The sequence below is a fragment of the Ruegeria sp. HKCCA5929 genome, assembly GCF_013034525.1.
Taxonomy (GTDB): domain Bacteria; phylum Pseudomonadota; class Alphaproteobacteria; order Rhodobacterales; family Rhodobacteraceae; genus Ruegeria.
Window position 1 is genome coordinate 913,107 of sequence record NZ_WQGE01000001.1, and the last position, 24,270, is coordinate 937,376.

General features: G+C 57.3%; 20 protein-coding genes. 7 read left to right on the forward strand and 13 right to left on the reverse strand.

Going from position 1 to position 24,270, the window contains the following annotated elements:
* Position 1: 1 nt before the first annotated feature.
* On the reverse strand, positions 2–1,663 hold the full coding sequence (gene secD, locus GOV90_RS04560) for a protein translocase subunit SecD (RefSeq protein WP_171090780.1): 1,662 nt from the start codon (positions 1,661–1,663) through the stop codon (positions 2–4).
* Positions 1,664–1,696: 33 nt separating this feature from the next.
* Positions 1,697–1,984 carry a preprotein translocase subunit YajC gene (yajC, locus tag GOV90_RS04565; protein WP_171090782.1) on the reverse strand — a complete coding sequence of 96 codons (288 nt, stop codon included), beginning with the start codon at positions 1,982–1,984 and terminating at the stop codon, positions 1,697–1,699.
* Between the two features lie 201 nt (positions 1,985–2,185).
* Here yajC and GOV90_RS04570 point away from each other — a divergent pair, with 201 nt between their 5' ends.
* Complete coding sequence (locus tag GOV90_RS04570; RefSeq protein ID WP_171090784.1) at positions 2,186–3,850, forward strand: mechanosensitive ion channel family protein; 1,665 nt, start codon at positions 2,186–2,188, stop codon at positions 3,848–3,850.
* Positions 3,851–3,922: 72 nt separating this feature from the next.
* Positions 3,923–5,215: a serine--tRNA ligase gene (serS, locus tag GOV90_RS04575; RefSeq protein WP_171090786.1), complete on the forward strand. Its 1,293-nt coding sequence runs from the start codon at positions 3,923–3,925 to the stop codon at positions 5,213–5,215.
* Positions 5,216–5,270: 55 nt separating this feature from the next.
* On the opposite strand, the gene GOV90_RS04580 is transcribed toward serS, so the two are convergent.
* The 5 genes from GOV90_RS04580 to GOV90_RS04600 all read right to left on the reverse strand — a co-directional run bounded on the left by GOV90_RS04580 (position 5,271) and on the right by GOV90_RS04600 (position 10,682).
* A complete protein-coding gene (locus GOV90_RS04580; protein WP_171090788.1) occupies positions 5,271–5,894 on the reverse strand; it encodes a helix-hairpin-helix domain-containing protein in 624 nt (207 codons plus the stop codon).
* An 89-nt stretch (positions 5,895–5,983) separates the two neighbouring features.
* Positions 5,984–6,967: a fatty acid desaturase gene (locus GOV90_RS04585; protein ID WP_171090790.1), complete on the reverse strand. Its 984-nt coding sequence runs from the start codon at positions 6,965–6,967 to the stop codon at positions 5,984–5,986.
* Between the two features lie 162 nt (positions 6,968–7,129).
* Complete coding sequence (gene der / locus GOV90_RS04590; RefSeq protein WP_171090792.1) at positions 7,130–8,593, reverse strand: ribosome biogenesis GTPase Der; 1,464 nt, start codon at positions 8,591–8,593, stop codon at positions 7,130–7,132.
* Between the two features lie 49 nt (positions 8,594–8,642).
* Entirely contained in the window at positions 8,643–9,965 is a 1,323-nt protein-coding gene (locus GOV90_RS04595) for a PQQ-like beta-propeller repeat protein (protein WP_171090794.1), read from the reverse strand.
* 45 nt (positions 9,966–10,010) lie between these two features.
* Positions 10,011–10,682: a hypothetical protein gene (locus GOV90_RS04600; RefSeq protein WP_171090796.1), complete on the reverse strand. Its 672-nt coding sequence runs from the start codon at positions 10,680–10,682 to the stop codon at positions 10,011–10,013.
* Positions 10,683–10,909: 227 nt separating this feature from the next.
* Here GOV90_RS04600 and GOV90_RS04605 point away from each other — a divergent pair, with 227 nt between their 5' ends.
* The gene (locus GOV90_RS04605; RefSeq protein ID WP_171090798.1) at positions 10,910–12,136 is read left to right on the forward strand and encodes an efflux RND transporter periplasmic adaptor subunit; all 1,227 of its coding nucleotides are present in this window, start codon (positions 10,910–10,912) and stop codon (positions 12,134–12,136) included.
* Complete coding sequence (locus GOV90_RS04610) at positions 12,133–15,921, forward strand: efflux RND transporter permease subunit (protein WP_171105294.1); 3,789 nt, start codon at positions 12,133–12,135, stop codon at positions 15,919–15,921. The genes GOV90_RS04605 and GOV90_RS04610 overlap by 4 nt, the downstream gene beginning before the upstream one ends.
* Positions 15,922–15,971: 50 nt before the next feature.
* Here GOV90_RS04610 and GOV90_RS04615 read toward each other — a convergent pair whose 3' ends face one another.
* The 3 genes from GOV90_RS04615 to GOV90_RS04625 form a co-directional block, all read right to left on the reverse strand.
* The gene (locus tag GOV90_RS04615; protein WP_171090802.1) at positions 15,972–16,664 is read right to left on the reverse strand and encodes a TylF/MycF/NovP-related O-methyltransferase; all 693 of its coding nucleotides are present in this window, start codon (positions 16,662–16,664) and stop codon (positions 15,972–15,974) included.
* 99 nt (positions 16,665–16,763) lie between these two features.
* Complete coding sequence (locus GOV90_RS04620; RefSeq protein WP_216602325.1) at positions 16,764–18,554, reverse strand: ABC transporter ATP-binding protein/permease; 1,791 nt, start codon at positions 18,552–18,554, stop codon at positions 16,764–16,766.
* Between the two features lie 92 nt (positions 18,555–18,646).
* On the reverse strand, positions 18,647–20,023 hold the full coding sequence (locus GOV90_RS04625) for a LysM peptidoglycan-binding domain-containing protein (protein ID WP_171090805.1): 1,377 nt from the start codon (positions 20,021–20,023) through the stop codon (positions 18,647–18,649).
* A gap of 127 nt (positions 20,024–20,150) precedes the next feature.
* On the opposite strand from GOV90_RS04625, the gene GOV90_RS04630 reads away from it, so the two are divergent.
* Positions 20,151–20,702 carry a TIGR00730 family Rossman fold protein gene (locus GOV90_RS04630; protein ID WP_171090808.1) on the forward strand — a complete coding sequence of 184 codons (552 nt, stop codon included), beginning with the start codon at positions 20,151–20,153 and terminating at the stop codon, positions 20,700–20,702.
* A 42-nt stretch (positions 20,703–20,744) separates the two neighbouring features.
* Here the strand turns inward: GOV90_RS04630 and GOV90_RS04635 are convergent, their stop codons facing one another.
* The 3 genes from GOV90_RS04635 to GOV90_RS04645 all read right to left on the reverse strand — a co-directional run bounded on the left by GOV90_RS04635 (position 20,745) and on the right by GOV90_RS04645 (position 22,908).
* On the reverse strand, positions 20,745–21,206 hold the full coding sequence (locus tag GOV90_RS04635) for a host attachment family protein (RefSeq protein ID WP_171090811.1): 462 nt from the start codon (positions 21,204–21,206) through the stop codon (positions 20,745–20,747).
* 219 nt (positions 21,207–21,425) lie between these two features.
* Positions 21,426–22,304 (reverse strand): metallophosphoesterase, encoded by an 879-nt coding sequence (locus GOV90_RS04640; protein ID WP_171090814.1) that lies wholly within the window; start codon positions 22,302–22,304, stop codon positions 21,426–21,428.
* Between the two features lie 4 nt (positions 22,305–22,308).
* Complete coding sequence (locus GOV90_RS04645) at positions 22,309–22,908, reverse strand: superoxide dismutase (RefSeq protein WP_170704218.1); 600 nt, start codon at positions 22,906–22,908, stop codon at positions 22,309–22,311.
* Positions 22,909–23,008: 100 nt separating this feature from the next.
* On the opposite strand from GOV90_RS04645, the gene GOV90_RS04650 reads away from it, so the two are divergent.
* Both GOV90_RS04650 and GOV90_RS04655 read left to right on the forward strand, forming a co-directional pair.
* Entirely contained in the window at positions 23,009–23,767 is a 759-nt protein-coding gene (locus GOV90_RS04650) for an FkbM family methyltransferase (RefSeq protein WP_171090816.1), read from the forward strand.
* Positions 23,768–23,873: 106 nt separating this feature from the next.
* Positions 23,874–24,266 (forward strand): hypothetical protein, encoded by a 393-nt coding sequence (locus tag GOV90_RS04655; RefSeq protein WP_171090818.1) that lies wholly within the window; start codon positions 23,874–23,876, stop codon positions 24,264–24,266.
* Positions 24,267–24,270 lie beyond the last annotated feature (4 nt).

Below are 24,270 nucleotides of genomic sequence, written 5' to 3' on the forward strand. Positions count from 1 at the left end.
GTCAAACCTCGATCATTTTCGGACGGCGGCGTTCGAACCACATGACGACCATCAGGCGCGTCACGAAGATCGCGGTAAAGACTGAGGTCAAAATGCCCAGCCCCAGCGTAATCGCAAAGCCACGCACCGGACCACTGCCCATGGCAAACAGGATGGTTGCAGTGATGAATGTGGTGACGTTGGCGTCTAAAATGGCCGACAGCGCCTTTTCATAACCCAGCTCAATAGCCCGCGCCGGGCCTTTGGCAGATTTCAGTTCCTCTCGGATCCGCTCAAAGATCAGCACATTGGCATCCACCGCCATACCGACTGTCAGAACAATGCCAGCGATACCCGGAAGGGTTAGCGTGGCTCCGATCAGGGACAGCAACCCGAACAGCAGGCCTACGTTGATGATCAGGGCGATGTTAGCAAAGATGCCAAACAGCCCATAGCTGAGGCCCATGAAAACCAGCACAGCCGCAAATGCCACGATGGTGGCAACTTTACCTGCATCAATACTGTCTTGCCCCAGCTCGGGACCAATGGTGCGCTCTTCCAGGAACTCCAGCCCGGCAGGCAACGCACCCGCCCTAAGCAGGATGGCCAGGTTGGTGCTTTCCTCAACGCTGAAGTTGCCGGTGATGATACCAGACCCGCCCGGGATATGGCTTTGGATCACAGGGGCGGAAATCACCTCGTCATCCAGCACAATGGCAAAAGGCGCGCCGATATTGTCGCGAGTATAGTCGCCAAACTTGCGCGCACCCGAGGTATTGAACCGGAAGCTGACCGCAGGGCGTCCATTCTGATCAAACGAAGGCTGTGCATCCACCAGTTCCTCACCCGTCACAACCGGAGCGGATTCAATGGTGTAAAACACGCCGTTTTCGTCAATCGAAGGCACAACCTCTTCACCGATCCCGACAGAGGCGTCCGGGTCGCTTCCACGTCCAGCGACAGGATTAAAGGTCAACTGAGCCGTGGTTCCGATAATTTCCTTAAGCTCTCCGGCACTGCCGATGCCCGGCACCTGGATCAGGATACGATCCGACCCCTGGCGCTGAATGGTGGGTTCGCGTGTACCCACCTCGTCAATCCGGCGGCGGATGATTTCAAGCGACTGACGCACGGTCCGGTCGTCCGACGCCAGCTTTTCCGCATCGGACAGTTGAACCACAATAGTGTCGCCGTCTGCGCGGGCCTCAATATCCGTGGCTCCGACACCGGTCAGGGTTTGCACCTGACGGGCCAGTCCGCGTACCACTTCCAGTGCGCGGGAGATCCCTTCGGGCTGGCTGATCCGAACACGAATCTCATCCGGGGCCGAGTCCTGACGGCGGACTGTGCCAACCGTCGCCCGTTCGTCACGCAGGGCATCCCGGATTTCGGGCCACATGGCCTCCATCCGGGATTCGTAAACGTCCTGCACCCGGACTTCAGCCAAAAGATGCGCCCCGCCGCGCAAATCCAGACCCAAATTAACCAGAGATGACGGCAGCCATGTGGGCCATTCCGCCGCCTGAGCTTGCATCTCGGGCGTGTCGTTGCCCAACTCGATGGCAACTTTTGCGTCGTTGGATTGTTCGACCCGCGTGTAGAACGCGTTTGGCAGGGCCATGAGCAAGCCGGTCACGCAGACCAGCCAGATCAGAACCCGCTTCCAGGTATCAATTTGCAGCATTACCCTGCCTTTTCAAGGGATTGTCGCGCGAACTTACTTCGCAGGTTCGGTCTTGTTCAGAACCTGAGCGATGGTCGATTTAACCACGCGGATCTTGACGCCCTCGGCGATCTCGACCTCGATCTCGTTCTCACCTTCCTTGACCTTGGAGACTTTGCCAATCACCCCACCCTGAGTAATCACCTGATCACCCCGGCGCACGGCTTCGACCATGGCCTGGTGTTCTTTCATTTTCTTCTGCTGCGGACGGATCAGCAGGAAATACATGATCGCGAAAATCAGGATCAGCGGGAGAAACTGGGCGATTGCGCCACCTTCCATGGGATATTCCTTTGTTCAGATCTTGCGGTACCGTTCCGCAAATTTGGCCGGAACCTATGCTTTGAAATGCCTGTTTGCAAGCAAAGGCGGTCATGTGTCCCACCTTAAACCGTCCAAGCCGCGACAACCGCAGACAAAGCGTTGCAGATATGTCCTATGCAGGTGCCCCTAATTGGCTATAGTCAGGTCTTAGGGGGGACAATGAGAGTTCGTTACAAGCCTTTCCAATCGTTGACGCTTTTGCTGTCCTTGCTGACCATTATTTTGTGGTTGGCAGCGCCACTAAAGGCTCAGGAAACACCTGCTGAAATAGCCGAGCCCGAGTCGGAAGAAACAGACAGTTTCAAAGCGCCGGTCATCGTGGACGGCGACATGTTGTTTTTCCTGCGCGGTTCCAGCGCCCTACCCGCGCCAGAGCGTGCAGAAAGCGTTCAAAACAAGATCATTGAGGTGGCCGAATCCTCGGAAAACCCTGCGGTTGATATCTCTTTCGAAGACACCGATTTGGGTATACGTATCCGTGCCGACGGCGTGATCGTTTCAATTGTGACTGTCGCAGATGCAGAGCTGGACCAGATGGAGCTGGATGTTCTCAGCTTCCTTCATGGTCAGGCGATCGAAGAAGCCATCCTCAACTATCGTTCTAATCGCACAGAGCAGGCACGCGTGTCAGGTGCGATTGAGGCCGCGGGATGGACCTTAGGATTTGTCGTCTTTGTGCTGGTTATACTGTGGCTGCACCGGCGGATCAGACGGCGCACTCTGAAGTTGGTAAAGCGGTATTTGAAGGACGTAGAAACCGCCACCGCGAAAAGCGTTCAAGCAGAGGCAATCGCCGCCCTGGTCCGGTACGGACTGAACTTCGTTTTGCTGGTGATCTTCTTTCTGGGTTTCTACTACTATCTATCCTTTGTGCTGTTGGCTTTTGCCGAAACACGCTATTTCGCGCAGCTTCTTCTTACTTACCTGACAGAACCTGTCCTTCTGATCTTCAAAGGCATCCTCAGCTACATACCCAACATGATTATGCTGGGCCTGATCACATGGGTCACGATGTACGTAATCAAAGGGATGCGCGTGTTCTTCGATGCGGTTGAAGCGGGCTCGTTCGATATGGGCGATTTCGAGAAACACTGGGTCAACCCGACATTCAATATCACCCGTGTCATCGTGATTCTGATCGCGCTGGTTTTTGCTGTCCCCTACATCCCCGGCTCGGACTCGGCGGCGTTTCAGGGGCTGACCATTCTGGTCGGTGCAATGCTGTCGCTGGGCGCTAACTCGGTCGTGTCCAACATGCTGGCGGGATTGTTCGTAATTTACCGAAGATCCACCTCAATCGGCGACCGGATCCAGATCGGAGATCACATCGGAGACGTGGTGCAGATCAAACTCATGGAAACGCATTTGAAGTCGATCAAGAACGAATTGATCTCGATTCCAAATGCGCAACTGATGAATTCAGACGTAGTGAATTTTTCAAAGAAGACCGATGGCAGCGGGCTGTTGCTGCACACAACGGTCGGCATCGGGTATGAAGAGCCGCCCGAAAAGGTCGAGGCGATGCTGATCGAGGCTGCCAATCGCACAAAAGGCATCAAGGCCAAGCCCGAACCATTCGTGTTGTGGACCGCGCTGGCCGACTACGCGATCAACTATCAGATCAACGGCTACACAACGCGCGGCAGTATCATTCCGAAAATCCGCTCGGACCTGCATCGCAACATTGTGGCCGTATTCAACGAGAATAACGTGCAGATCATGACGCCGTCTTACATGGCCGACCCGCCGGAACCAAAGATCCCGACAGAAGAATGGGATGGGCACTTGGCGCATGAAATCCACGACGGGGACGATAAGTCGTAACCGGTGCTACACCCTGCCCGACAGATGGTGCATAAGCGTTTTCAGTGATTCACGCATTTAAGGATCTGAGACATGCACGACATCCGCGCCATTCGCGAAAACCCTGCCGCCTTCGACGCCGCCCTTGCGCGCCGTGGGGACGCGCCGGTGTCGTCAGACCTGCTGCGGCTGGACGAAAGTCGCCGGGCCAAGATTCTGGCCGCCGAGACCGCGCAGGCTGAACAGAACAAAGCCAGCAAAGAGGTCGGTGCAGCCAAAGGTCGCGGTGACGAGGTAGAGTTCGAACGCCTTCGCGCGCTTGTCTCCCAAAAGAAGGCCGAGATCGCCCAGATGCAGACCGAGGCAAAGGATCTCGACGCGCTGTTGACCGATCAACTGGCCCGCATCGCCAATCTGCCTGCCGATGACGTGCCTCAAGGTGCGGATGAGGACGACAATGTCGAGGTGAATCGTTGGGGCACCCCGCGCACGTTCGCCTTTGCCCCGAAAGAGCATTTCGAAATCCCAGCCGTTGCCGCCGCGATGGATTTTGAAACGGCCGCCAAGACCAGCGGCAGCCGCTTTGTGAACCTGTCAAAGGGCGTCGCGCGCATCCATCGTGCGCTGGCCCAGTTCATGCTGGATACTCATATCGACAAGAACGGGCTGACCGAGATGCAGACCCCGGTTCTGGTTCGCGATGAGGCGATGTACGGGACAGACAAGCTGCCAAAATTCGGTGATGACAGCTATCAGACAACCAACGGCTGGTGGCTTATCCCGACGTCTGAGGTGACACTGACCTATTCGGTCGCAGGTGACATTCTGGATGAAGCTGCCCTGCCCATCCGCATGACGGCGCACACAGCTTGCTTTCGCTCCGAAGCCGGTAGCGCGGGCAAGGACACGTCAGGCATGCTGCGTCAGCACCAGTTCGAAAAGGTTGAAATGGTCTCGGTCACGCATCCCGACAAGTCGGATGACGAACAAAAGCGCATGCTGCGCTGCGCCGAGGACCTGCTGGAGCAATTGGGCGTTCCCTACCGCACCGTTGTTCTTTGCACCGGAGATATGGGTTTTGGTGCACGCCGTACATTCGACATCGAAGCATGGCTGCCCGGTCAGAACACGTATCGTGAGATCAGCTCGGTCTCGACCACCGGAGCGTTTCAGGCACGCCGCATGAACGCCCGATTCCGTCCCGAAGGTGGTGGAAAACCGGAATACGTTCATACGCTGAACGGCTCGGGTCTGGCCGTTGGGCGCTGCCTGATTGCTGTGTTGGAAAACGGCCAGAACGCGGACGGCAGTGTAACCCTTCCGCAAGCTCTCAGCCCTTATCTGGGTGGCAAACTGACGCTGCAACTGGACGGCACATTGGCATAAGAAAACCGACGCCCCATAAGGCGTCGGTCGCATATGATGAAAAGGCGGAGAAGACTTATTTCTTCGCCTTTTTCTTATCCTTTTTCTTGTCTTTCTGCTTACCGTCTTTTTTGTCGCCCTTTTTCCCGGCGTCTTTCTTTTTGTCGTCCTTCTTGGACTTCTTGCCCTTTTTGGACTTGGCTTTCACCTTGTCCTTGGCCTTGGAAAACGCAGCTTCCATTTCGGCGCGTTTCTTGGCAGCTTTCTCAGCCTTCGCTTTGGCCTTGGCCTTTTTGCGGGCCTTTGCCTCGGCGGCTTCAGCGGCTGCTTTTTCTTCTGCTGCCTTCTTCGCCGCCTCTTCGGCGCGTTTCTCGGCGGCGGCGGCTGCAACGGTCTTGCGGGCGGCCGTGCGTCGTGCCGCAGGCTTACGCGCCGCAGGTTTTTGAGCAGCAGGTTTACGGGCCGGAGCCCGGCGCGCAGCGGGTTTAGTGGGTGCGGGTTTAGCGGCAGCGGGTTTTGAAGCAGTAGCCTCTTTTGCCGCAGCTATGAGCACCGCAGCACGCGCCAGACCAATCCGGGGAACCTTGACCAGATCTTCGGGCTTGGCCTTGGCAATCGCCTCGGCTGTCTTAAAGCCGTTGGTGGACAAAGCCGTGGCAAGCGCTTCGCCCACACCTTTAACATCGGTCACTGCGGTCATTCCGGATCCTTTCTCTTTCTCCCTGCATTAACGTATATACACAAGATATACGCCACTTCAAGCCGCGGGTCCAAACCGCGCGACTCTGTTTAACTATGGGCCAAGTCCGCCGTGCGCCCTTTCTTTGGGAACGGCACCAAACGTTTGGCGTCCTCATCCCAAAGCTTGAGGTTCAGCGCTGCGACCGCCTCGGGGAACTTGATCCGACGCGGAGTATACTCGGGTGGCAGATTGTAATGGCAGGCACGCAGGCGATAAGACGGGATGCGTGCGTTGAAATGGTGAATGTCGTGCAAGGTGATGCAGGCCACTGCGGTGTCGAACCACCAGCCAAAATCCAATGCGGACGAGCCTTGCAGCGCCGCAAGTTGCGGATCCAGATCCGGGCGACGATCCCAGTAGGTGTCCTCGAAGTTGTGCTGAAGATAGACAAGGAACACACCCAGCATCCCACCCAGAAGTGAGAAAACAAGCCAGACCAGAATGCCGGTACTGCCGGCAATCAAATAAAGCAGCCCCAGAAAAACAACGATCGAAAGATTGTGCAGCAACACGCCTTTCAATCCGAACCGCATGGTGTTCTTGGGCCAGCGATACCGGATGAAATAGGTGAATAGTGCCCCAACCGGCACCAGGACAAAGGGGTTGCGATAAAGCCGATAGAAAAGGCGTTTGCTCCAATCGGCCTCGTTCCATTCGCGCAGGGTCATCGTGTGAATTTCGCCCGTCTCGCGATGTTCAAGATTGCCGATCCCTGCGTGGTGCAGATTGTGGTTCTGCTTCATCACCTCAAAGGGGGCAAAGGTAAACGGTGACAACCCATGCCCCGCCCATTCATTCTGCTGGCGCGTCTCGAACAGCGAATGATGGCCGCAATCATGTTGTAACACATAAAGCCGCACCGCCGAGAAGGCGAAGACCACACCCGCAGGAACCATAACATACCAGCGATCCACATATCCGATCGCCAGCGCCAGCGATGCAAAATACACCGCGAAAGTTCCAAAATAGCTCAGCGCTGCAAGCCTGTTGTCCTGAACAGCGTATTGCCGCGTATATTCCCTCAGATCCATCCAGCCCTCTCCCACGATGGCCTGTTAAATTTGAACTAAAAATATGACCTGGTTGAACAGGTGCAAGCAGCGCACACAAAAACAAATGCACGCAAGCGAATGCTAGCGTGCCGAAAAGGCGCTGTCACGTCTTTGCGCCGAAAATGCTGAAAATTGGCGCAGTTACGCGCGCCCCTTCAGATGCTTGGCCAGCGCGCCTGCGTTTTTCTTGCGGCGTCCTTTGTAGGGGTTCTTGTCCCCCTGCCCGCGCAGGGTCAAACGAATTGGGGTGCCCGGCATGTCGAAATCTTCACGCAATCCGTTGACCAGATAGCGTGTGTAGCTGGCCGGCATCTTGTCGGGGTGCGAGCACATCACAACAAAGCCCGGCGGGCGCGTTTTGGCCTGCGTCATGTAGCGCAGCTTGATCCGACGTCCTTGTGGCGCTGGAGGCGGGTGCTGCTCCAACATCGCAGTCAGCCAGCGGTTCAGTGCAGCGGTCGGCACCCGGCGGTTCCAGATGTCATGGGCACGCAGGATCGCTGCGCGCAGTCTTTCGAGGCCTCGGCCAGTCTTGGCAGACACAGTGATCAAAGGCGCGCCGCGCAATTGCGGCAGCAGACGGTCAAAAGACTCTTTGAGTTCGCGCAGTTTTTCCTGCTTGTTTTCTTCAACGTCCCATTTGTTGACTGCAACGACAACGGCCCGGCCCTCGCGCTCGGCCAGATCGGCGATGCGCAGGTCCTGTTGCTCAAACGGAATGGCCGCGTCCAGCAAGACCACGACAACCTCGGCGAATTTCACGGCGCGCAAACCGTCCGAGACCGACAGCTTTTCCAGCTTTTCCTGCACCTTCGCCTTTTTACGCATCCCCGCTGTATCGAAAATACGCATAGGCGTGCTTTCGCCATCCGGATCGGCCCAATCAATCCGCAGACTGATCGCATCGCGGGTGATCCCTGCCTCGGGTCCAGTCAGCAGGCGATCTTCACCGATGATCTTGTTGATCAACGTCGACTTCCCCGCATTCGGCCGCCCGACGACAGCCACTTGCAACGGCTTGGCAGAGGTGATCAGAGGCGTTTCACCCTCGCCCTCTTCATCCAGTTCAATATCGGTTTCCGGGGCTTCTTCGGCCTGTGTTTCTTCGGCCGCATCTGCCAGAGGCATAAGCTGGGCGTAAAGGTCCGTCATGCCCTCGCCGTGTTCGCCAGACAGGCGCACGGGTTCACCCAGACCCAGATTATAAGCTTCCAGAACCCCCGCGTCCGCAGCAGAACCTTCGGCTTTGTTGGCCGCCAAGATCACATGCTTCGAGCGCTTGCGAAGAATCTCGGCGAACATCTCGTCCGTTGGGGTCAGCCCTGTGCGCGCATCGATCATGAACAGGCACACATCGGCCATGTCCACCGCGCGTTCGGTCAGGCGGCGCATCCGCCCCTGAAGGCTGTCATCGGTTGCGTCCTCAAGACCCGCCGTGTCGATCACGGTAAAGCGCAGATCGCCCAGACGCCCTTCGCCTTCGCGCAGGTCGCGTGTCACGCCGGGTTGGTCGTCGACCAGGGCCAAGCGTTTGCCCACTAGGCGATTGAACAGAGTGGATTTGCCCACATTCGGGCGCCCCACGATGGCGAGGGTCAGCGACATGATACTCAACTTTCAAGACTCAAGATGCGCCCTTTAACGCATCTTTCCGTCAACGGAAAGCGTGTAGATCACCCTTGGTCGAAACGACATACAATGTTTGACCCGCCACAACCGGCGCCGTTGTGGCGCCTCCGGGCACTTCGACCTGATGAACCAGCGTTCCGTCGACCGGATTGAAGAACCGCAGATATCCGTCATTGGATGCAATCACAATACGGCCACCGGCGAGGATCGGACCGTAATGCGCAAAGATCGGGCCACGACGACCACGTTTGTCTTTCACAAAGCCCGGAAGATCCTGCGCCCAGACAACCGAGCCATCTGCCGCGTTCAGACGCACCAACTGGCTGCGGTCGCTGATCAGGAAAATGCTGTTGCCAGCAGGCCATACGGCGTCCACGGCCCCTTCGTCAGCTGTCCAACGGCGTTCGCCCGTTGCAACATCAAAGGCGACAGTCCGGCCCGAATGGTTACCAATATAGATCGTGTCCCCGGACACCATAGGACCGCCGGTCACATCGACAATTTGCGCGGCGGCCCGTCCTCGGCGCCCACCGGCAACCGATGCGTTCCAACGGCGAATGCCACCCCGACGGAACGTGGCGGCAACATCGCCCGAACCAAAAGCAAATACCGCCAAATCCGAGGCGATCACAGGCGCAGGTGCACCAAGTACGTTACCGACGCTGGGCGTGCCTTCGATTTGCCAGGCGATACGGCCATCCTTGGTTGCAATGGTCCATCCGGTTTCATCCCCGGCCACCAAATAGAGCAGACCGTCGTTGACAAGCGGTGCACCGCTTCCGGTGGCTTGCAAACGTTTCTGCCACCGAACAGCACCCGTTTTTGCATCAAGCGCAGTCAGGCGACCATAGCCAGACGAGACGTACAGAACGCCGTCGGCATAGGCCATGCCGCCACCTGTAGCATCGGAATCCCCGTCACTTGAGGGGATCAAATCCGTCTCCCAGGCAACCTGCCCCTGAGGCGTTACGGCTGAAACGATTGCTCCGGCATCCAGGGTATAGATCAACCCTCCCGCCACAACCGGCTCGGCGGTGATGCGTTGCTTGCGAGAGTCACCCTGACCGATCGAAGTGGACCAGATCCGCTGCGGCGTCGCGCGCAGTGCCGCATTTGTTGTACGGTACGCGGGCGTTCCCGGACTTTGCGACCAGCTGGCATTCGCCTGCTGTGATGGAAGGCTGATCGGCTGAGAGCCGCTTTTTTCGACTGTCTCCAAATCTGACAAGGGCCGGATGTCTTCGCGCTCTCCGGGGAGAATGGGCTCGGGTTCTTCACAGGCGGCCAATGCGGTCAAAGCCAGCGCCGCGACCGGCAGTCCCACGCGGGAGAATAGTCTAGTTACCATGATATTCCGAACTCGCCTGTCAAAATGTCTTTATTCACCGCCCGATCAGCCTTGTTGCGCCACCAGCGGTTCTGGTTCGCCGCCCAGCGCCACAATCAGTTGCGCTGCACGCTGTTGCAGGTCAATTCCAACCTCGGCATCCTGCCGCAGCGACTGCAACCGATCCAGCGCCGCCTCGACATTGCCCTCGGACACGTCGATCAATGCCAGTTGCTCTTCCGCAAGCAGACGCAGCGGGGCGCCAGGTGCCGCAAGCGCTTCGAACTGCTGCCGACGATCTGCTGCGGGTAACGTGTCGCTTTGCAGCAATAAGGCTTTAAAGCTTGCGATGGCACGGTAGATCTCGGGCAGATCGCCCTGAACTGCAATTGCATTCAGGCTGTTGACCGCATCTTCGCGCGATCCGGCGTTAATCTGCGCGGTTGCAAGCAACATGTTCAATACCGCGTCACCGCCGGGCGATACCGTCTCAATGCTCTGCAACTCAGAGGCCCGCCCATCGGATTCATTCTTGGTCAGAGCAGCAAGAATCGAGTCGCCCAGATCCTGTGCCTGCGCCGCATCCCGGGATTTGCGATATTCATTAAAGGCCGCACCGCCGACGATCAGCACAACGGCAACCACACCGACCCAGCCCCAGCGGCGCAACAGCAGATACATCCGGTCGCGGCGTACCTCTTCCGTGACCTCATCAATGAAACTGTCTGTGTCGCTCATTCCCTGCCCCCTGGGCTGTATGTCTTGTCTTGGTGCGCCATGTCATACCCCGGCACCAACGCCAAGCCAAGGGTCCGAATTTGTACATTTTCACCCTCAGGCATCACTCTTGCGAAAAAAAGTGAACCAAACTATTCAGTTCAGTGTAGAAAAGACATAGGCAAAGCCCCATTTCAAGGCATGAACGTCTCGTGTTCTTGGGCAAAGAATTCTAGGAGAATCCCCGTATGCGTTTGATTTCATTCATCAACGCCATTCTGGTCATTGTTGCTTTGTATTTTCTTGTGTTCGAGCGTGATGCGCTGTTTGCCTTCGCCGGACGTGGTGAGGGCGAAGAAACCGCGCAAAGTGAAGCCGCGGCAACCGAGACTTCTGAAATCGCGGCGGTGGGTGTTGTCGCCCTGCGTTCGCAGGCCCGCGAGATCGACAGCGCGGTCTTGTTGCGCGGTCAGACCAAAGCAAACCGGCAGGTCGAGGTTCTGTCGGAAACAACGTCGACCGTGATCTCTGAACCCAAGCGCAAAGGTGCTTTTGTCGAAGCCGGGGACATTCTGTGTGAACTTGATCCCGGCACGCGCCCCGCCCAACTGGCCGAAGCGATGGCCGGCAAGCTTGAGGCCGAAAGCCGTATTCCCGAAGCCGAAGCCCGCCTGCAGGAAGCCCATGCGCTGGTGGCCGAGGCCGAGATCAATCTGACCGCGTCACGCAAATTGGCGGAAACCGGCTTTGCGTCGGAAACCCGCCGGATTTCCAGCGAAGCCGCGATGAGTACCGCCAAAGCCGGGGTAAAGTCGGCCGAGGCCGGTTTGGAAGCCACCCGTGCCGGGATTGAAGCCGCAGCCGCAGCCGTTGAGGCCGCACAGCGCGAGGCCGGTCGCGTGATCATCACCTCGCCTTTCAAGGGCCTGCTGGAAAGCGACACCGCAGAACTGGGCAGCCTGATGCAGCCCGGATCGCTCTGCGCGACGGTCATTCAGCTGGATCCGATCAAGCTGGTGGGCTTTGTGCCCGAGACCGAGGTCAACCGCGTGGTTGTCGGTTCCGAAGCATCCGCGACGTTGGTCACAGGGCGGCAACTTAATGGGCGGGTGACGTACCTAAGCCGTTCAGCCGATGAGACAACGCGGACGTTCGAGGTAGAGATCACTGTCCCCAACCCGGATCTGACCATCCGTGACGGCCAGACCGCAACCATTCAAATCGCCGCCGAAGGCGCCAAGGCGCATCTGCTGCCGCAGTCCGCGCTGACGCTCAGCAATGAGGGTCAATTGGGGGTTCGCACGGTAGGCGCAGGCAACATTGTCGACTTCAAGCCCGTCCAAATTCTGCGCGACACTGCAGAAGGTGTCTGGATCGGCGGGCTGCCGGAAACGGCTGACATCATCGTGGTCGGGCAAGAGTTTGTGACCCGCGGCGTCACTGTGAAACCCACCTATCGGGAAGCATCACAATGACGGGTGTTGTTGCTTGGGCCGCGCATCGAGCCCGTATGGTCCTGGCGTTTATCGCCATCTCGTTGGTCATCGGCGGGTTTGCCTATGTCTCATTGCCGAAAGAGGGTGAGCCGGATATTGAAATCCCTGCCCTGTTTGTCTCGGTGCAGTTTCCCGGCATTTCGGCGGAAGATTCCGAAAACCTTCTGATCAAGCCGATGGAGACCGAACTGGCGGATCTCGATGGCCTCAAGGAAATGACGTCGACTGCCGCCGAAGGCTATGCGGGGGTCGCGCTGGAGTTTGATTTCGGCTGGGACAAAACCGCGATCATGGCCGACGTCCGCGACGCGATGAATTCGGCGCAGGCGGATTTTCCTGAAGGCGCGGAACAGTATTCGCTGACCGAGATCAACTTTTCAGAATTCCCCATCGTCATTGTTAACCTGACCGGCGCAGTTCCTGAACGCACAATGGCGCGCGTTGCCAAAGACTTGCAGGACGAGCTTGAGGCGCTGGATTCAGTGCTTGAGGCTGGTATAGCAGGTAATCGCGACGAGATGCTCGAGGTTGTCATCGATCCCTTACGGCTTGAGGCGTACAGTGTCACAGCAGATGAGCTGATCAATGTGGTTCGGAACAACAACCAGTTGATTGCAGCAGGTGAAGTTGAAACCGCGCAAGGCACGTTCTCGGTCAAGATTCCGTCGTCGTTCAAAACCGCGCAGGACGTGTATGGCTTGCCGATCAAGGTCAATGGCGACCGGGTTGTGACTCTGGGAGAGTTGGCGCAGATCAATTACACCTTCGAAGACCGCGCCGGCACGGCCCGGTTCAACGGTGAACCAACTGTTGCCCTGCAAGTGGTAAAGCGTAAGGGCTTCAACCTGATCGATACAGTTGCTCAGGTCAAAGAGACCATCGAGCAAGCCAAAACAAAGTGGCCACCTGAACTTCAGGCCGCCGTCGATCTGGGCACGTCCAACGACCAGAGCCGCATCGTGGGTTCGATGGTCAGCCAGTTGGAAGGCTCGGTTCTGACCGCGATTGCACTGGTGATGATCGTGGTGCTGGCCTCGCTGGGCACGCGGGCTGCGTTGTTGGTGGGTTTCGCGATCCCCACCTCATTCCTTCTGTGTTTTGCTTTCCTGGCGGTCATGGGCGTCAGCATTTCGAATATCGTGATGTTCGGTCTTATTCTGGCGGTCGGTATGCTGGTGGACGGTGCCATTGTCGTCGTGGAATACGCCGATAAACGCATCAAGCAGGGCGTCGGACCGATGCACGCCTATGTTGAGGCGGCGCAGCGCATGTTCTGGCCCATCGTGTCGTCGACTGCGACAACGCTTTGCGCCTTCCTGCCCATGCTGTTCTGGCCCGGCGTACCGGGTGAGTTCATGGGTATGCTGCCCGTCACGCTGATCTTTGTTCTGTCAGCTTCGCTGATCGTGGCGCTGATTTACCTGCCGGTCATGGGCGGTGTGTCAGGGCGGCTAAGCCGCGTCTTCGACCGCTCGTCGATCTGGTTGCGCGGGCGTACGCCTTGGTGGCTGCGGGCTGTGCTGGTGCCTCCTTCGCTGTACATGATCTTTCTCGGCGCGATGCAGACCCTGAACCCGGATTACCTGTTACCCGGCGGTTCAATCGCTGGTGCGCTTCTGTTCCTGTTCGGGGCCTTTGCAGGATCCGTGACCCTGAGCGCGGCCAGGATCGAACGCAAAGTGGAAGAGCGCGTTCACACAGCCGATGAACACACCCCATTTGGCCATGTGGTCAAGTTCCTCGTTGGCAATCCGATCATGCCCATCGTGTCGTTGGCCGCAGTGTTCTTTGCGGTCTATTCGGTGGCCTTCGTCTGGTTCCCGCAGGAATCCAGAGGCGTCGAATTTTTCGTGGAAAGCGAACCGGAACAAGCCACCGCCTATGTCCGCGCGCGGGGGAACATCTCGCTTGCGGAAAAAGATGGCATGGTCTTGGCAGCAGAGGATGTGATCGCCGCCCACCCGGCCGTGATCAACGTGTTCTCGTTCGCGGGTGAAGGCGGTCTGAACCAGAACAACGGGGGCGCTCAGGAACCTGCCGATACGGTGGGTCGTGTTCAGTTCGAGATTATCCCTTGGGAAGACCGACCCAACGTCTCGGAATCTGTTCTGTGGGGCCTGTTTGATCGTCACTTTGTTGCGCCTGAATTTGACGGTGACTTCGTGATTGACGAACTTAACGCGCAACTGGCTGAGATCCCCGGCATCGTTGTCGAGATCCTGCCATTGGAACAAGGCCCGGCCTCGGCCAAGCCCGTGCATCTGCGCATAAAGGGTGATGGGTGGGAGGATCTGACCTCGGCGACGCTCACCGCGCGCGAGGTTTTCGACACCACGCCGGGACTGATCAAGATCGAAGACACCCTTCCCTTGCCCGGCATCGACTGGCAAATCGATGTGGATGTCGCCAAGGCCGGTCGGTTCGGAGCTGACGTGGCCACGGTTGGAGCCATGGTACAGTTGGTGACACGCGGTATTCTGCTGGGCGAGATGCGCCCGGACAGCAATGATGAAGAGATTGAAATTCGCGTCCGCCTGCCAGAAGAAGATCGCGTGCTATCGACTTTGGACACACTCAAGGTTCGTACCCCGGACGGTTTGGTGCCACTGTCGAATTTCGTAAGTCGTAAGCCCGTGGCCAAACTGGCCGAGATAAACCGGGTTGACCAACAACGCTACTACGACGTCAAAGCAGATGTTGAACCAGGGTTAAGCAAGGTTACGACCGAAGGCCCCGACGGTGAACTCATCCGTCTTGCCGTGGTTCGGGAAGTTGCCGAAGGTTACACCCCGACTGGCACGGTCCTCAACAGCGGGGGCGGCAAGTCTTATGAGTTGGTTCACCTGACCGGCGCCGATAGCGTGGATCAACTCATCAGCACGGTTGAGGGCGGAGACGCACAGTTCGCGTTGATCAATCCAAATGAACGGATTGCGGTTCTGACCGAATGGCTTGAAACGGGTCCGTTTGCCAATTCGATCAGTTGGGAATGGACGGGCGATCAGGAAGAACAGGCAGAATCAGGCGCTTTCCTGGTAAACGCCTTCATGGGCGCGCTGGGGCTCATGTTCGTGATCCTGCTGGCCCAGTTCAATTCGTTCTACAATTCGGTGCTGGTGCTGTTGGCGGTTGTTCTGTCCACCACCGGGGTTCTGATCGGCATGATCGTGATGGAACAGCCGTTCTCGATCATCATGACAGGTACAGGCATCGTGGCTTTGGCGGGAATCGTGGTGAACAACAACATCGTTCTGATCGATACCTATCAAGAATACAGCACGTACATGCCCCGGATCGAAGCGATCATTCGAACTGCAGAATCGCGCATTCGTCCAGTTCTGCTGACCACCCTCACGACAATGGCCGGTCTGACGCCCATGATGTTCGGACTGTCGCTGGACTTTATCAATGGCGGCTATTCCATAGACAGCCCCACTGCCCTGTGGTGGAAGCAGTTGGCGACGGCGGTGGTCTTTGGTCTGGGTATTGCGACGGTTCTTACACTTATTGTGACGCCATCGCTTCTGGCGTTGCGGGTTTGGGTGACGACCTATGCCGTGTGGCTCAGCCGCTTGTTGGCGCGTGTCACCGCTGGCAGGTCTAGCCAGATTGCGCAGGATATGGCGATTGGCCGCTCTGCCCGCCAAATGCAGGCAACCGAGATTGTGTGGGGAGACATAGACAGTATCCCATCTTCCGAAGATCCGGACGCGGATGTTTCAGAACCACACCCACCAGGGCACCCCCTGAAGGCTGCTGAATGAGAAAAGGCGCGCCCACCGGCGCGCCTTTTTCAAAGGTGATGACCAACGGTTCAGATCTTCGTTCCAATAACACCGCCGTTTGACAACCCAAAAAAGAACGGGCGCTTAAACCCGGATGTTTTGAAAAACTCATCCGTTGCCTTGCGCGCGCCTTTCCAGTGCCCGTAGTCATCAATAATGACGATACCGCCGGGGGACAGGCGCGCGTACAAGGTTTCCAGCTCAAGCTTGGTTGATTCGTGCCAATCCGTATCCAGCCGAAGCACCGAAATCGTCTCAGGCAGGTTGGCCTCGTCTTTCAGCGTCTCCAACACATCACCCTTCCGGTAGACGAACATGTCAGGGTTCAGGTCAAAGGCCGTCACATTGGATTGGACATCTTCCAGCGAAGCCATGCACCAGGTTGAACCTTCTTCTGTCTTTTGACGCTCGAATTCCACAATCGCAGCCTCACCGTTCGGCCCGATATCCTCGGCAGTCGGTTCCGTCATACCGGCAAAAGTATCGAATAAATGGCAGGTTCGCACGTCATTGCGTTGCATGAAAACGCGCGCGGCAATAATGACGTTCCCGCCACGCCAAACGCCACACTCGACGAAATCACCTGGTATCTTTTGGTCCACCACATGCGCCGCAGCATGTGCAGTGGCAAAAGCACTTTGGCGGCCGACCATGGTCAGATGTTCTCGGCACACCCGACGCACAGTTCTGATTTCGGGCCGAGCAAGTTCCGATCCTTCCATTAATCCTCCTGTCTGCTGTTTCAGGCCTATCCGTTTTATGTTGATCAGCTTCAAACCGGATCAAGCCGGAATGCGCTACCCTCAAAGGTAAACAACCGGTCAGGATGCCAAGGCGTCAGCTTGTTGACGGCTCCAAAGCTGGGCATAGCGGCGCCCGCGGGCCAGTAACTCGTCATGCTTACCCTGTTCGATGATCTCGCCGGCCTCCAGAACCACAATCTGATCGGCCTCGGCGATGGTGCTCAGACGATGCGCGATGGTGATCACCGTCCGCCCCTCACCCGCGCGTGCCAGGGCATCTTTGATGTCCTGCTCAGTATCCGTATCCAGCGCCGAGGTCGCCTCGTCCAACAGCAGGATCGGTGGGTTCTTCAGCAAGGTACGTGCAATTCCGACACGTTGCTTTTCACCACCCGAAAGCTTCAGGCCACGCTCGCCCACCTTGGTGTCATACCCTTCGGGCAGTGAGGAAATGAAGTCGTGAATCTGTGCTGCCTTGGCCGCTGCTTCAACCTCGTCCATAGAGGCACCGTCGCGGCCGTAGGCAATATTGTAGCGGATCGTGTCGTTGAACAGCACCGTGTCTTGCGGCACGACACCGATGGCGGCATGCAGGCTGGTCTGGGTCACGTCGCGAATGTCCTGACCATCGATCTTCAGCGCCCCTTTGGTCACATCGTAGAACCGGAACAAGAGCCGCCCGATGGTCGATTTACCCGACCCTGTCGCCCCCACAATGGCCACGGTTTTTCCAGCCGGGACAGTCAACGACACGCCCTTGAGGATTTCACGCTCGGGATCATAGCCAAAATGCACGTCCTCAAGCGTGACTTCGCCGCCATTTACCTTCAGGTTCGGCGCGCAGGCTTTGTCTGTAACTTCGGCGGGTTGTTCAAGCAGGTCGAACATTTGCCCCATATCGACCAAGGATTGCCGGATTTCACGGTAGACCGTCCCAAGGAAGTTCAGCGGTACGGTAATCTGGATCATGTAAGCATTGACCATGACAAAATCGCCCACAGTCAGGTTGCCGTTCTGTACCCCGATTGCGGCCAGAACCATCACACCAATCAGACCGCAGGTGATTAGGAAGGATTGTCCGAAGTTCAGAAATGCCAATGAATAGGCCGTCTTCAGCGCGGCCCCCGCATAGGCCTTCATCGACACGTCGTACCGTTCAGCTTCGCGGGTTTCGGCGTTGAAATACTTGACGGTTTCAAAGTTCAGCAGGCTGTCGATGGCGCGCTGGTTGGCCTCGGTGTCCTGATCGTTCATCTCGCGCCGCAGCTTCACGCGCCATTCGGTCACGGCAAAAGTGAACCAGATGTAAAGGCCAATGGTGACGGCAACGACAACCAGATACCACACGTCGAACAGCCACATCAGGATGATGGCGACCAGCAACAGCTCCAGAATAAGCGGCCCGATCGAGAACAGCAGGAACCGCAGCAGGAACTCAACCCCTTTGACGCCCCGTTCGATGATACGGCTCAGCCCGCCAGTGCGACGCGTGACGTGATAGCGCATCGATAGGTTGTGGATGTGCTGAAACGTCTCAAGCGCCAGCGCCCTCAACGCGCGTTGTCCGACGGGGGCAAAGGCGGCATCCCGCAATTGCTGAAAGCCTACCGTCATCATTCGCGCCACACCGTAAGCCACAGTCAATCCAACTGCGCCCAGCGCCAATGGCGGCACACCCTCACCCGCCAGCGCGTCAACAGCGCCCTTGTACAGAATGGGCGTATAAACCGCGATCAGCTTGGCCAGCACAAGCATACCCATGGCGATGACAACGCGACGCTTTACCCACGGTTCGTCGTCGGGCCAGAGATAAGGGGCAACCTTGCGGATCGTCCGCCAGCCCGAGCTGCGTTCGTCATCCGACACCATGTCATCTGAAGTCCTAGGAGATGTGCGTCTCATCACGTGCCTTGTCTGCGGTCAGAGTTAGACCTCTGCCCATAAAAGGCCAGAAGGGCTGATTATTCCGGGATTGTAAAGATTTGCCCGGGATAGATCAGATCCGGATCGCGGATCAAGTCACGATTGGCTTCAAACAGTCGCACATATAAGACCCCGTCGCCAAACCGATCACGTGAGATGGCCCATAGCGTATCGCCCTGCTGCACCGTGACAGACCGGATTGCAGGAGTCGCTTGAGGCGTATCTGCCTGAGCCGTGCCCGTTGCAGCCTGAAGAACGTCAAGTGGTTCGCGTTTGAACGGAGTTTCGACCCGGCTAAGGACCGTCCCATCCGTGTTTACCGCATCTACCCGAAGCGTGTAGACACCAGGATCAATGCCTTCCAGATCGCTGCGCCAGGATCCATCTTGTTCCGGGGCAAGATCCGCGACCAGTCGGTTGTTCAAGTACAGCCGAATGGCGGCCCCATCCTGAACCCGCCCTGTCAACTGTACGTCGCCGGTGTCAGAATAGCCGATCGTGTCCAGGGCGACCTGCTCGGGCGGTGTGTCGCGTACGACTGGAGGCTGGACAAGTTCAACACCCTCTTCCCCTGATCGCAGCACCGCAACCTGCTGGTCCTGCTCTGGCGTTTCGGCGGGCAGATCAGCGGTTTCTACTGCCTCAGCCTCGGGTTCTGAAGTTTCAGGTTCCGCAACCTGTGCTGTGGTATTCGTGTCGGACTCGGTTTCATCAACCTCTGCGACCTGTTCTTCGTTCGACGTGCTCTGTTCGGGTTCGGGCGTTGCCTCGGCAACAGGTTCTTCTTCAATTGGCTTGGGCAAGGCGGCAATCAGATAATCATCGGATCGCGTCGCTTGCGTCCCGTCTGTGCTTTGCAAAACAAGTCCCTGCGCGGTGTCGCTGAAGGGGATTGTCACAAACTCAGCAAACTGACCGCTGCCATCCACGGTGAAGGAATGTGCGACTTCGCCGTTCAGTAGAACCTCTATCCGACTGCCGGGTTCTGCATCGCCCGACAACAGCGCAGTTCCGTCTGTTTCAACAAAAATCTGATCAAGGACCGGAGGCGTGGCTGGCGTGGGCGTAGTTTCTTCCTCTGCAGCCTCAGTCGTCTCGGCTTCTACCGGTGCTTCTACCTGCTCAACCGTATCTTCCTTGGGCGAAGAGGTTTCCTCGGTCTTCTCGAGGTCCGGCTCAGACGGTTCGGTGACTGCGGCCTCTTCCGTCACCTCAGCCTTGTCCGGCGCCGGTTCTGACGGTTCCGAAACAACAGGTGCAGAAGCTGTTTCTTGCGGCGCACTCTCCTCAGGTTGTGGCGCAGTGGTGAAGACACCCGAAAGATACAGGCCCCCCGCACCCAATACCGCAACAAGACCTGCAATCACCCCCCAGATGAAATTGCCCGAGCTTCCGTTTCCCGACTTGGCGTCCATTCTTTTCCTTTCGCGCCGCCGCACAAAAACTTTACGTTAAAAAGCTTTCCGGCGGACAGTTGAGGCAATCTATCAATCCCGCTATCACGGGTCAAAACCTCTGACACAACCCCGGAGCCCATGTTTGATGTCTCAGAAATCAGTCTGTGTGTATTGCGGGTCACGCAATGGTGCCGAGAAGTCTTATTCTGAAACCGCGCGGCAGTTCGGCATGCTGCTGGCACAGGAAGGCTGGCGGCTGGTTTATGGCGCCGGGGATGTGGGATTGATGGGCGAAGTGGCCCGTGCCGCGCAAAATGCCGGTGGTGAAACCTTTGGCGTCATTCCGGTGCATTTAGTTCAGCGTGAGGTCGGAAAGACCGATCTGACCCATTTCGTGATCACCGAGACGATGCACGAGCGCAAGAAGGTCATGATCATGAACGCCGACGCGGTGGTCGTTCTGCCCGGAGGGCCGGGCTCATTGGATGAATTGTTCGAAGCACTCACTTGGCGTCAGTTAGGGCTGCACGACAAGCCCATCGTCGTGGTGAACGTGAATGGCTATTGGGACGCGCTGCAGACGCTGCTGGGTCAGGTGATCGGACAAGGCTTTGCCGACGCGTCGCTGGCAGATTTCATCACATGGGTAGAAGATGCCGACGCGGCCATGGTCGCCTTGCGGAACAAGCTGAACTGACACCAGAAACGGTGCGGGCGGCAAAACCGCCCGACTTGTTGATCAGGCCAGTCGGGCCTTGGGTTGCAGGCTGTGGCGCACAACCTGCTCGACCTTGTGCAATGGGTGATTGGTCAGGGTCTTGTTGACCTCGGCCACGACCTTGCCCAGCACTTCGCTGTGCAAACGGCGGCGCAGCAGACCCAGAACATGGGGGCTGGCGACCAAAACCAACCGGTCATAAGCGCCTTTCAGCCCTTTGCGATTTAACAAATTCGCCAGATCCTGCACAAACAGGGACTTTGCATGGGTCTTCCACGTTGGGTCCTCTAAGGCTGATTTCTGCTTTGGCCCGCCGTCGTTGCGACGACCAGCGCGGTCAGTCGGCTTTGAGGCTGGGTTGTCCTGTTCCTCGACAGCGACGACGACAAGATTGGGATCGTCCGCATCGGTGATATTCTCCATCACCAACGCTTTCTCACCGTCTGCAACAATAACCCAAGTTCCCTGTGTAAGTGCGACCATTGCGATCTCCTGTTAAGGTTGTTCTCTGGGTATCCCTCGACCTGCCGGGCATACGGGTTCGTTGACGCACCAGCGGTGCGCAGCCCGGTCGTTGATTGAATTGGTGTGCGGTTCTCTCCCTCCGCCCTACAAAGATGTGCATTGCGGAACGGCAAACAAGATGCGGTTGTGCCGAAAAGAAACCCGTCGGCGGGTTTTCACCGGCGGATCATCATTCCTTTAGGCCGACATCTCTACGACAGTGATTTCGGGCGTCACGCCGAAACGCACCGGCAGGATCGAACATCCGATCCCCCCCGACACCACCAGATCACGCGCACCTTCGCGCACATGGCCATAAGCGAACCGGTTGCCAAACTTCGACGGCACCACAGGCGACCACCCAAACAGGCGCACTTGGCCGCCATGCGTATGCCCCGAAAGTGTCAGGGCCACCCGGTCTGGCACCTTAGGGAAAACATCCGGTTCATGCGCCATCAACACAACCGGGGAATCGTCGGTGATCTGTGCTATAGTTCCCTCCAGATCGTCCAGCCCCTTCGGTTTACCGTTGCGCCAGATCGCCAGTTGATCCTCAAGCCCTGCCAGCCAGATGCCGGGGGCTTCGAGTTTCACGGCGGTGTTAGACAAAACCGAAATGCCGTTCTGTTCCAGAGTCTCGGTATAGCGATTGGGCCCCGCCCCGCGACGCTGTGCTGGCTTGTCATCCCACCAGTCGTGATTGCCCAGCACGGCAAAGACACCGTTCTTTGCCTCTAAACCTGCCAATACAGGTGCCAGATCCTGCATCTCGACGGTTTCAGAGACCCCTTTGTGGCTTGCGAAGAAATCGCCCAGCAGCAGGACAACATCAGGTGCCAATGCGTTTGTACGGCGCACAACCTGCCTTATGCGATCCAGACCTACATAGGGTTCGCCCACGTGCAAATCGGACAGCACCGCAATCCTGAGCGGTGGCGCCGTCCAATCATCCCGTTTCACGCGCCATTTACGCACGCGCAGCCGCACTGCGGGTTCGATGAAAAACCCGTAGGCTGACGTGACAAGACCTGCCAGCGTCACCGCCAGCAGGCCCTTTATAAACCGACGTCGGTTCAATTCATTACATCCGCGATGCGACGTTTTCCCAGTTCACCAGATTGTCGAGGAAGTTCGACAAGTATGCCGGGCGCTTGTTGCGGAAGTCGATGTAGTACGAGTGCTCCCACACGTCGCAACCCAGCAGTGCGGTCTGACCGAAGCACAGCGGGTTCACGCCATTCTCGGTCTTGGTCACGGCCAGCGAACCGTCGGCGTTCTTGACAAGCCACGCCCAGCCCGAGCCGAACTGACCGGCACCAGCCGCGCTGAACTGCGACTTGAATTCGTCAACCGAGCCAAAGCTTTCGGTCAGCGCTTTTTCCAGCTCACCGGGCATCGCGTTGTCGCCAGGGCCCATCATTTCCCAGAACTGGTTGTGGTTCCACAGCTGGCTGATGTTGTTGAAGATACCGTTTTGCGCCACTGCGTTTGCGTCATAGGTGCCAACGATGATCTCTTCCAGCGACTTGCCGTCCCATTCGGTGCCGGCGATCAGCTTGTTGCCGTTGTCGACATAGGCTTTGTGGTGCAGGTCGTGATGATATTCCAACGTTTCCGCGGACATACCCTTGGCTGCCAGCGCGTCATGTGCATAAGGAAGATCAGGAAGTTCAAAAGCCATGTCGGCCCCCTGTTAAATTAAAGTTGCGGTTCCCAACGGTTAAATGCTGTGGCAGCCGCCGCAGGTCAAGGGGCGAGGCAATAAAACCCGGAGGTCCGCGATGCTGACACAGGCGCGCAAGATGTTTTACCGCGCCCGCGGCTACTATGAAGGTTCGTTGAACGGCGAGCCATTTCGCCTAGACCCCTACCATTCGAAATTCTGGCGCAAAGCCTCTGCTGGCGCTTGGGAACCGGAGACCTTTGCGGTGCTGGATCAGTTCCTTTCCCAAGATAGCGATTATCTGGACATCGGGGCTTGGATCGGTCCCACCGTCCTTTATGGCGCACGAAAAGCACGGCATGTGTGGTGCTTCGAACCCGACCCCACCGCGTACAGGCATCTGGCCTGGAACCTGGATCTGAATGACGTTCACAATGTCTCGGCCTTTGGCGTCGCCCTGTCCGACAACTTTGGTGTGGCCCGCATGGCGTCCGTTCGGGGCGAGCCGGGGGATTCCACCAGCTCGCTTCTGCACGACGGAGCGCATGGGTCTGACGCGTTGACCATCGCGTGGGATCAGTTCGCGTCTATAAATGATCTGTCCGGCGTGTCGTTGGTTAAGATGGATATTGAGGGGGCAGAGTTCTTTGTCTTACCAACCCTCGCCGCGTGGCTCAGAGAACATCGCCCCGCCCTGTTTTTGTCGCTGCACGCTCCTTTGCTGCCCGAGGCTGAAAGACATGACCGGGTGGCTGGGTTGTTGGAGGCGCTGGACTTCTACCCCTCTCTCTCGGATGACAAGATGCAACCGCTGAAAACGGCGGAGCTTTTGAACCCGGAGGGGTTAAACCGGTATCGTACAATCCTTTTACAATAAAGAAACACCGGGGCCGGTATTCTACAAACTTCAACGAATTGACCTTGCATCTTCTGGATGTGTTGGGTTGTTTGCACTCATCCGAAACCAAAAATAACTGGATGAAATGAAAAGATTTTTATTGACGATTGCCGCGCTTGCATTTGCACAAACCGCAGCGGCCGAAACCGTTACTTATGTATGTAAGATGACAAAACAGGACGCCCACGGCTGGATCGCGCCAGAGTATGGGTTCAAGATTGATACAGCCCAAGCGTCGGCACAGGCAGCCAGCTCTTACCAGGAATGGGAGGCGGCACAATTTAAAGATCGAGGCGCGAAAGGCTATCGTGTTGTCTGGAACCTAGATCAAACCATGGCCGCAGGCGGAAACGTTCGTGTTCGCTATCAGGCCAACCTCAAACCTTCCGATAAGTCCGTTACTGTGCGCATGGCCTTTTTGCATGGTAACTTTGCGAACAAGCCATTTGGTGTTGGCACTTGTAGTGTCCAAAGCTGAGAAA

Coding starts and splice junctions, on each gene's coding strand:
- GOV90_RS04655 (WP_171090818.1), top strand. CDS start 23,874: ATGAAAAGATTTTTATTGACGATTGCCGCGCTTGCATTTGCACAAACC.
- serS (WP_171090786.1), top strand. CDS start 3,923: ATGCACGACATCCGCGCCATTCGCGAAAACCCTGCCGCCTTCGACGCC.
- GOV90_RS04610 (WP_171105294.1), top strand. CDS start 12,133: ATGACGGGTGTTGTTGCTTGGGCCGCGCATCGAGCCCGTATGGTCCTG.
- yajC (WP_171090782.1), bottom strand. CDS start 1,984: ATGGAAGGTGGCGCAATCGCCCAGTTTCTCCCGCTGATCCTGATTTTC.
- der (WP_171090792.1), bottom strand. CDS start 8,593: ATGTCGCTGACCCTCGCCATCGTGGGGCGCCCGAATGTGGGCAAATCC.
- GOV90_RS04630 (WP_171090808.1), top strand. CDS start 20,151: ATGTCTCAGAAATCAGTCTGTGTGTATTGCGGGTCACGCAATGGTGCC.
- GOV90_RS04615 (WP_171090802.1), bottom strand. CDS start 16,664: ATGGAAGGATCGGAACTTGCTCGGCCCGAAATCAGAACTGTGCGTCGG.
- GOV90_RS04605 (WP_171090798.1), top strand. CDS start 10,910: ATGCGTTTGATTTCATTCATCAACGCCATTCTGGTCATTGTTGCTTTG.
- secD (WP_171090780.1), bottom strand. CDS start 1,663: ATGCTGCAAATTGATACCTGGAAGCGGGTTCTGATCTGGCTGGTCTGC.
- GOV90_RS04600 (WP_171090796.1), bottom strand. CDS start 10,682: ATGAGCGACACAGACAGTTTCATTGATGAGGTCACGGAAGAGGTACGC.
- GOV90_RS04570 (WP_171090784.1), top strand. CDS start 2,186: ATGAGAGTTCGTTACAAGCCTTTCCAATCGTTGACGCTTTTGCTGTCC.
- GOV90_RS04595 (WP_171090794.1), bottom strand. CDS start 9,965: ATGGTAACTAGACTATTCTCCCGCGTGGGACTGCCGGTCGCGGCGCTG.
- GOV90_RS04620 (WP_216602325.1), bottom strand. CDS start 18,554: ATGGTGTCGGATGACGAACGCAGCTCGGGCTGGCGGACGATCCGCAAG.
- GOV90_RS04585 (WP_171090790.1), bottom strand. CDS start 6,967: ATGGATCTGAGGGAATATACGCGGCAATACGCTGTTCAGGACAACAGG.
- GOV90_RS04625 (WP_171090805.1), bottom strand. CDS start 20,023: ATGGACGCCAAGTCGGGAAACGGAAGCTCGGGCAATTTCATCTGGGGG.
- GOV90_RS04580 (WP_171090788.1), bottom strand. CDS start 5,894: ATGACCGCAGTGACCGATGTTAAAGGTGTGGGCGAAGCGCTTGCCACG.
- GOV90_RS04635 (WP_171090811.1), bottom strand. CDS start 21,206: ATGGTCGCACTTACACAGGGAACTTGGGTTATTGTTGCAGACGGTGAG.
- GOV90_RS04645 (WP_170704218.1), bottom strand. CDS start 22,908: ATGGCTTTTGAACTTCCTGATCTTCCTTATGCACATGACGCGCTGGCA.
- GOV90_RS04650 (WP_171090816.1), top strand. CDS start 23,009: ATGCTGACACAGGCGCGCAAGATGTTTTACCGCGCCCGCGGCTACTAT.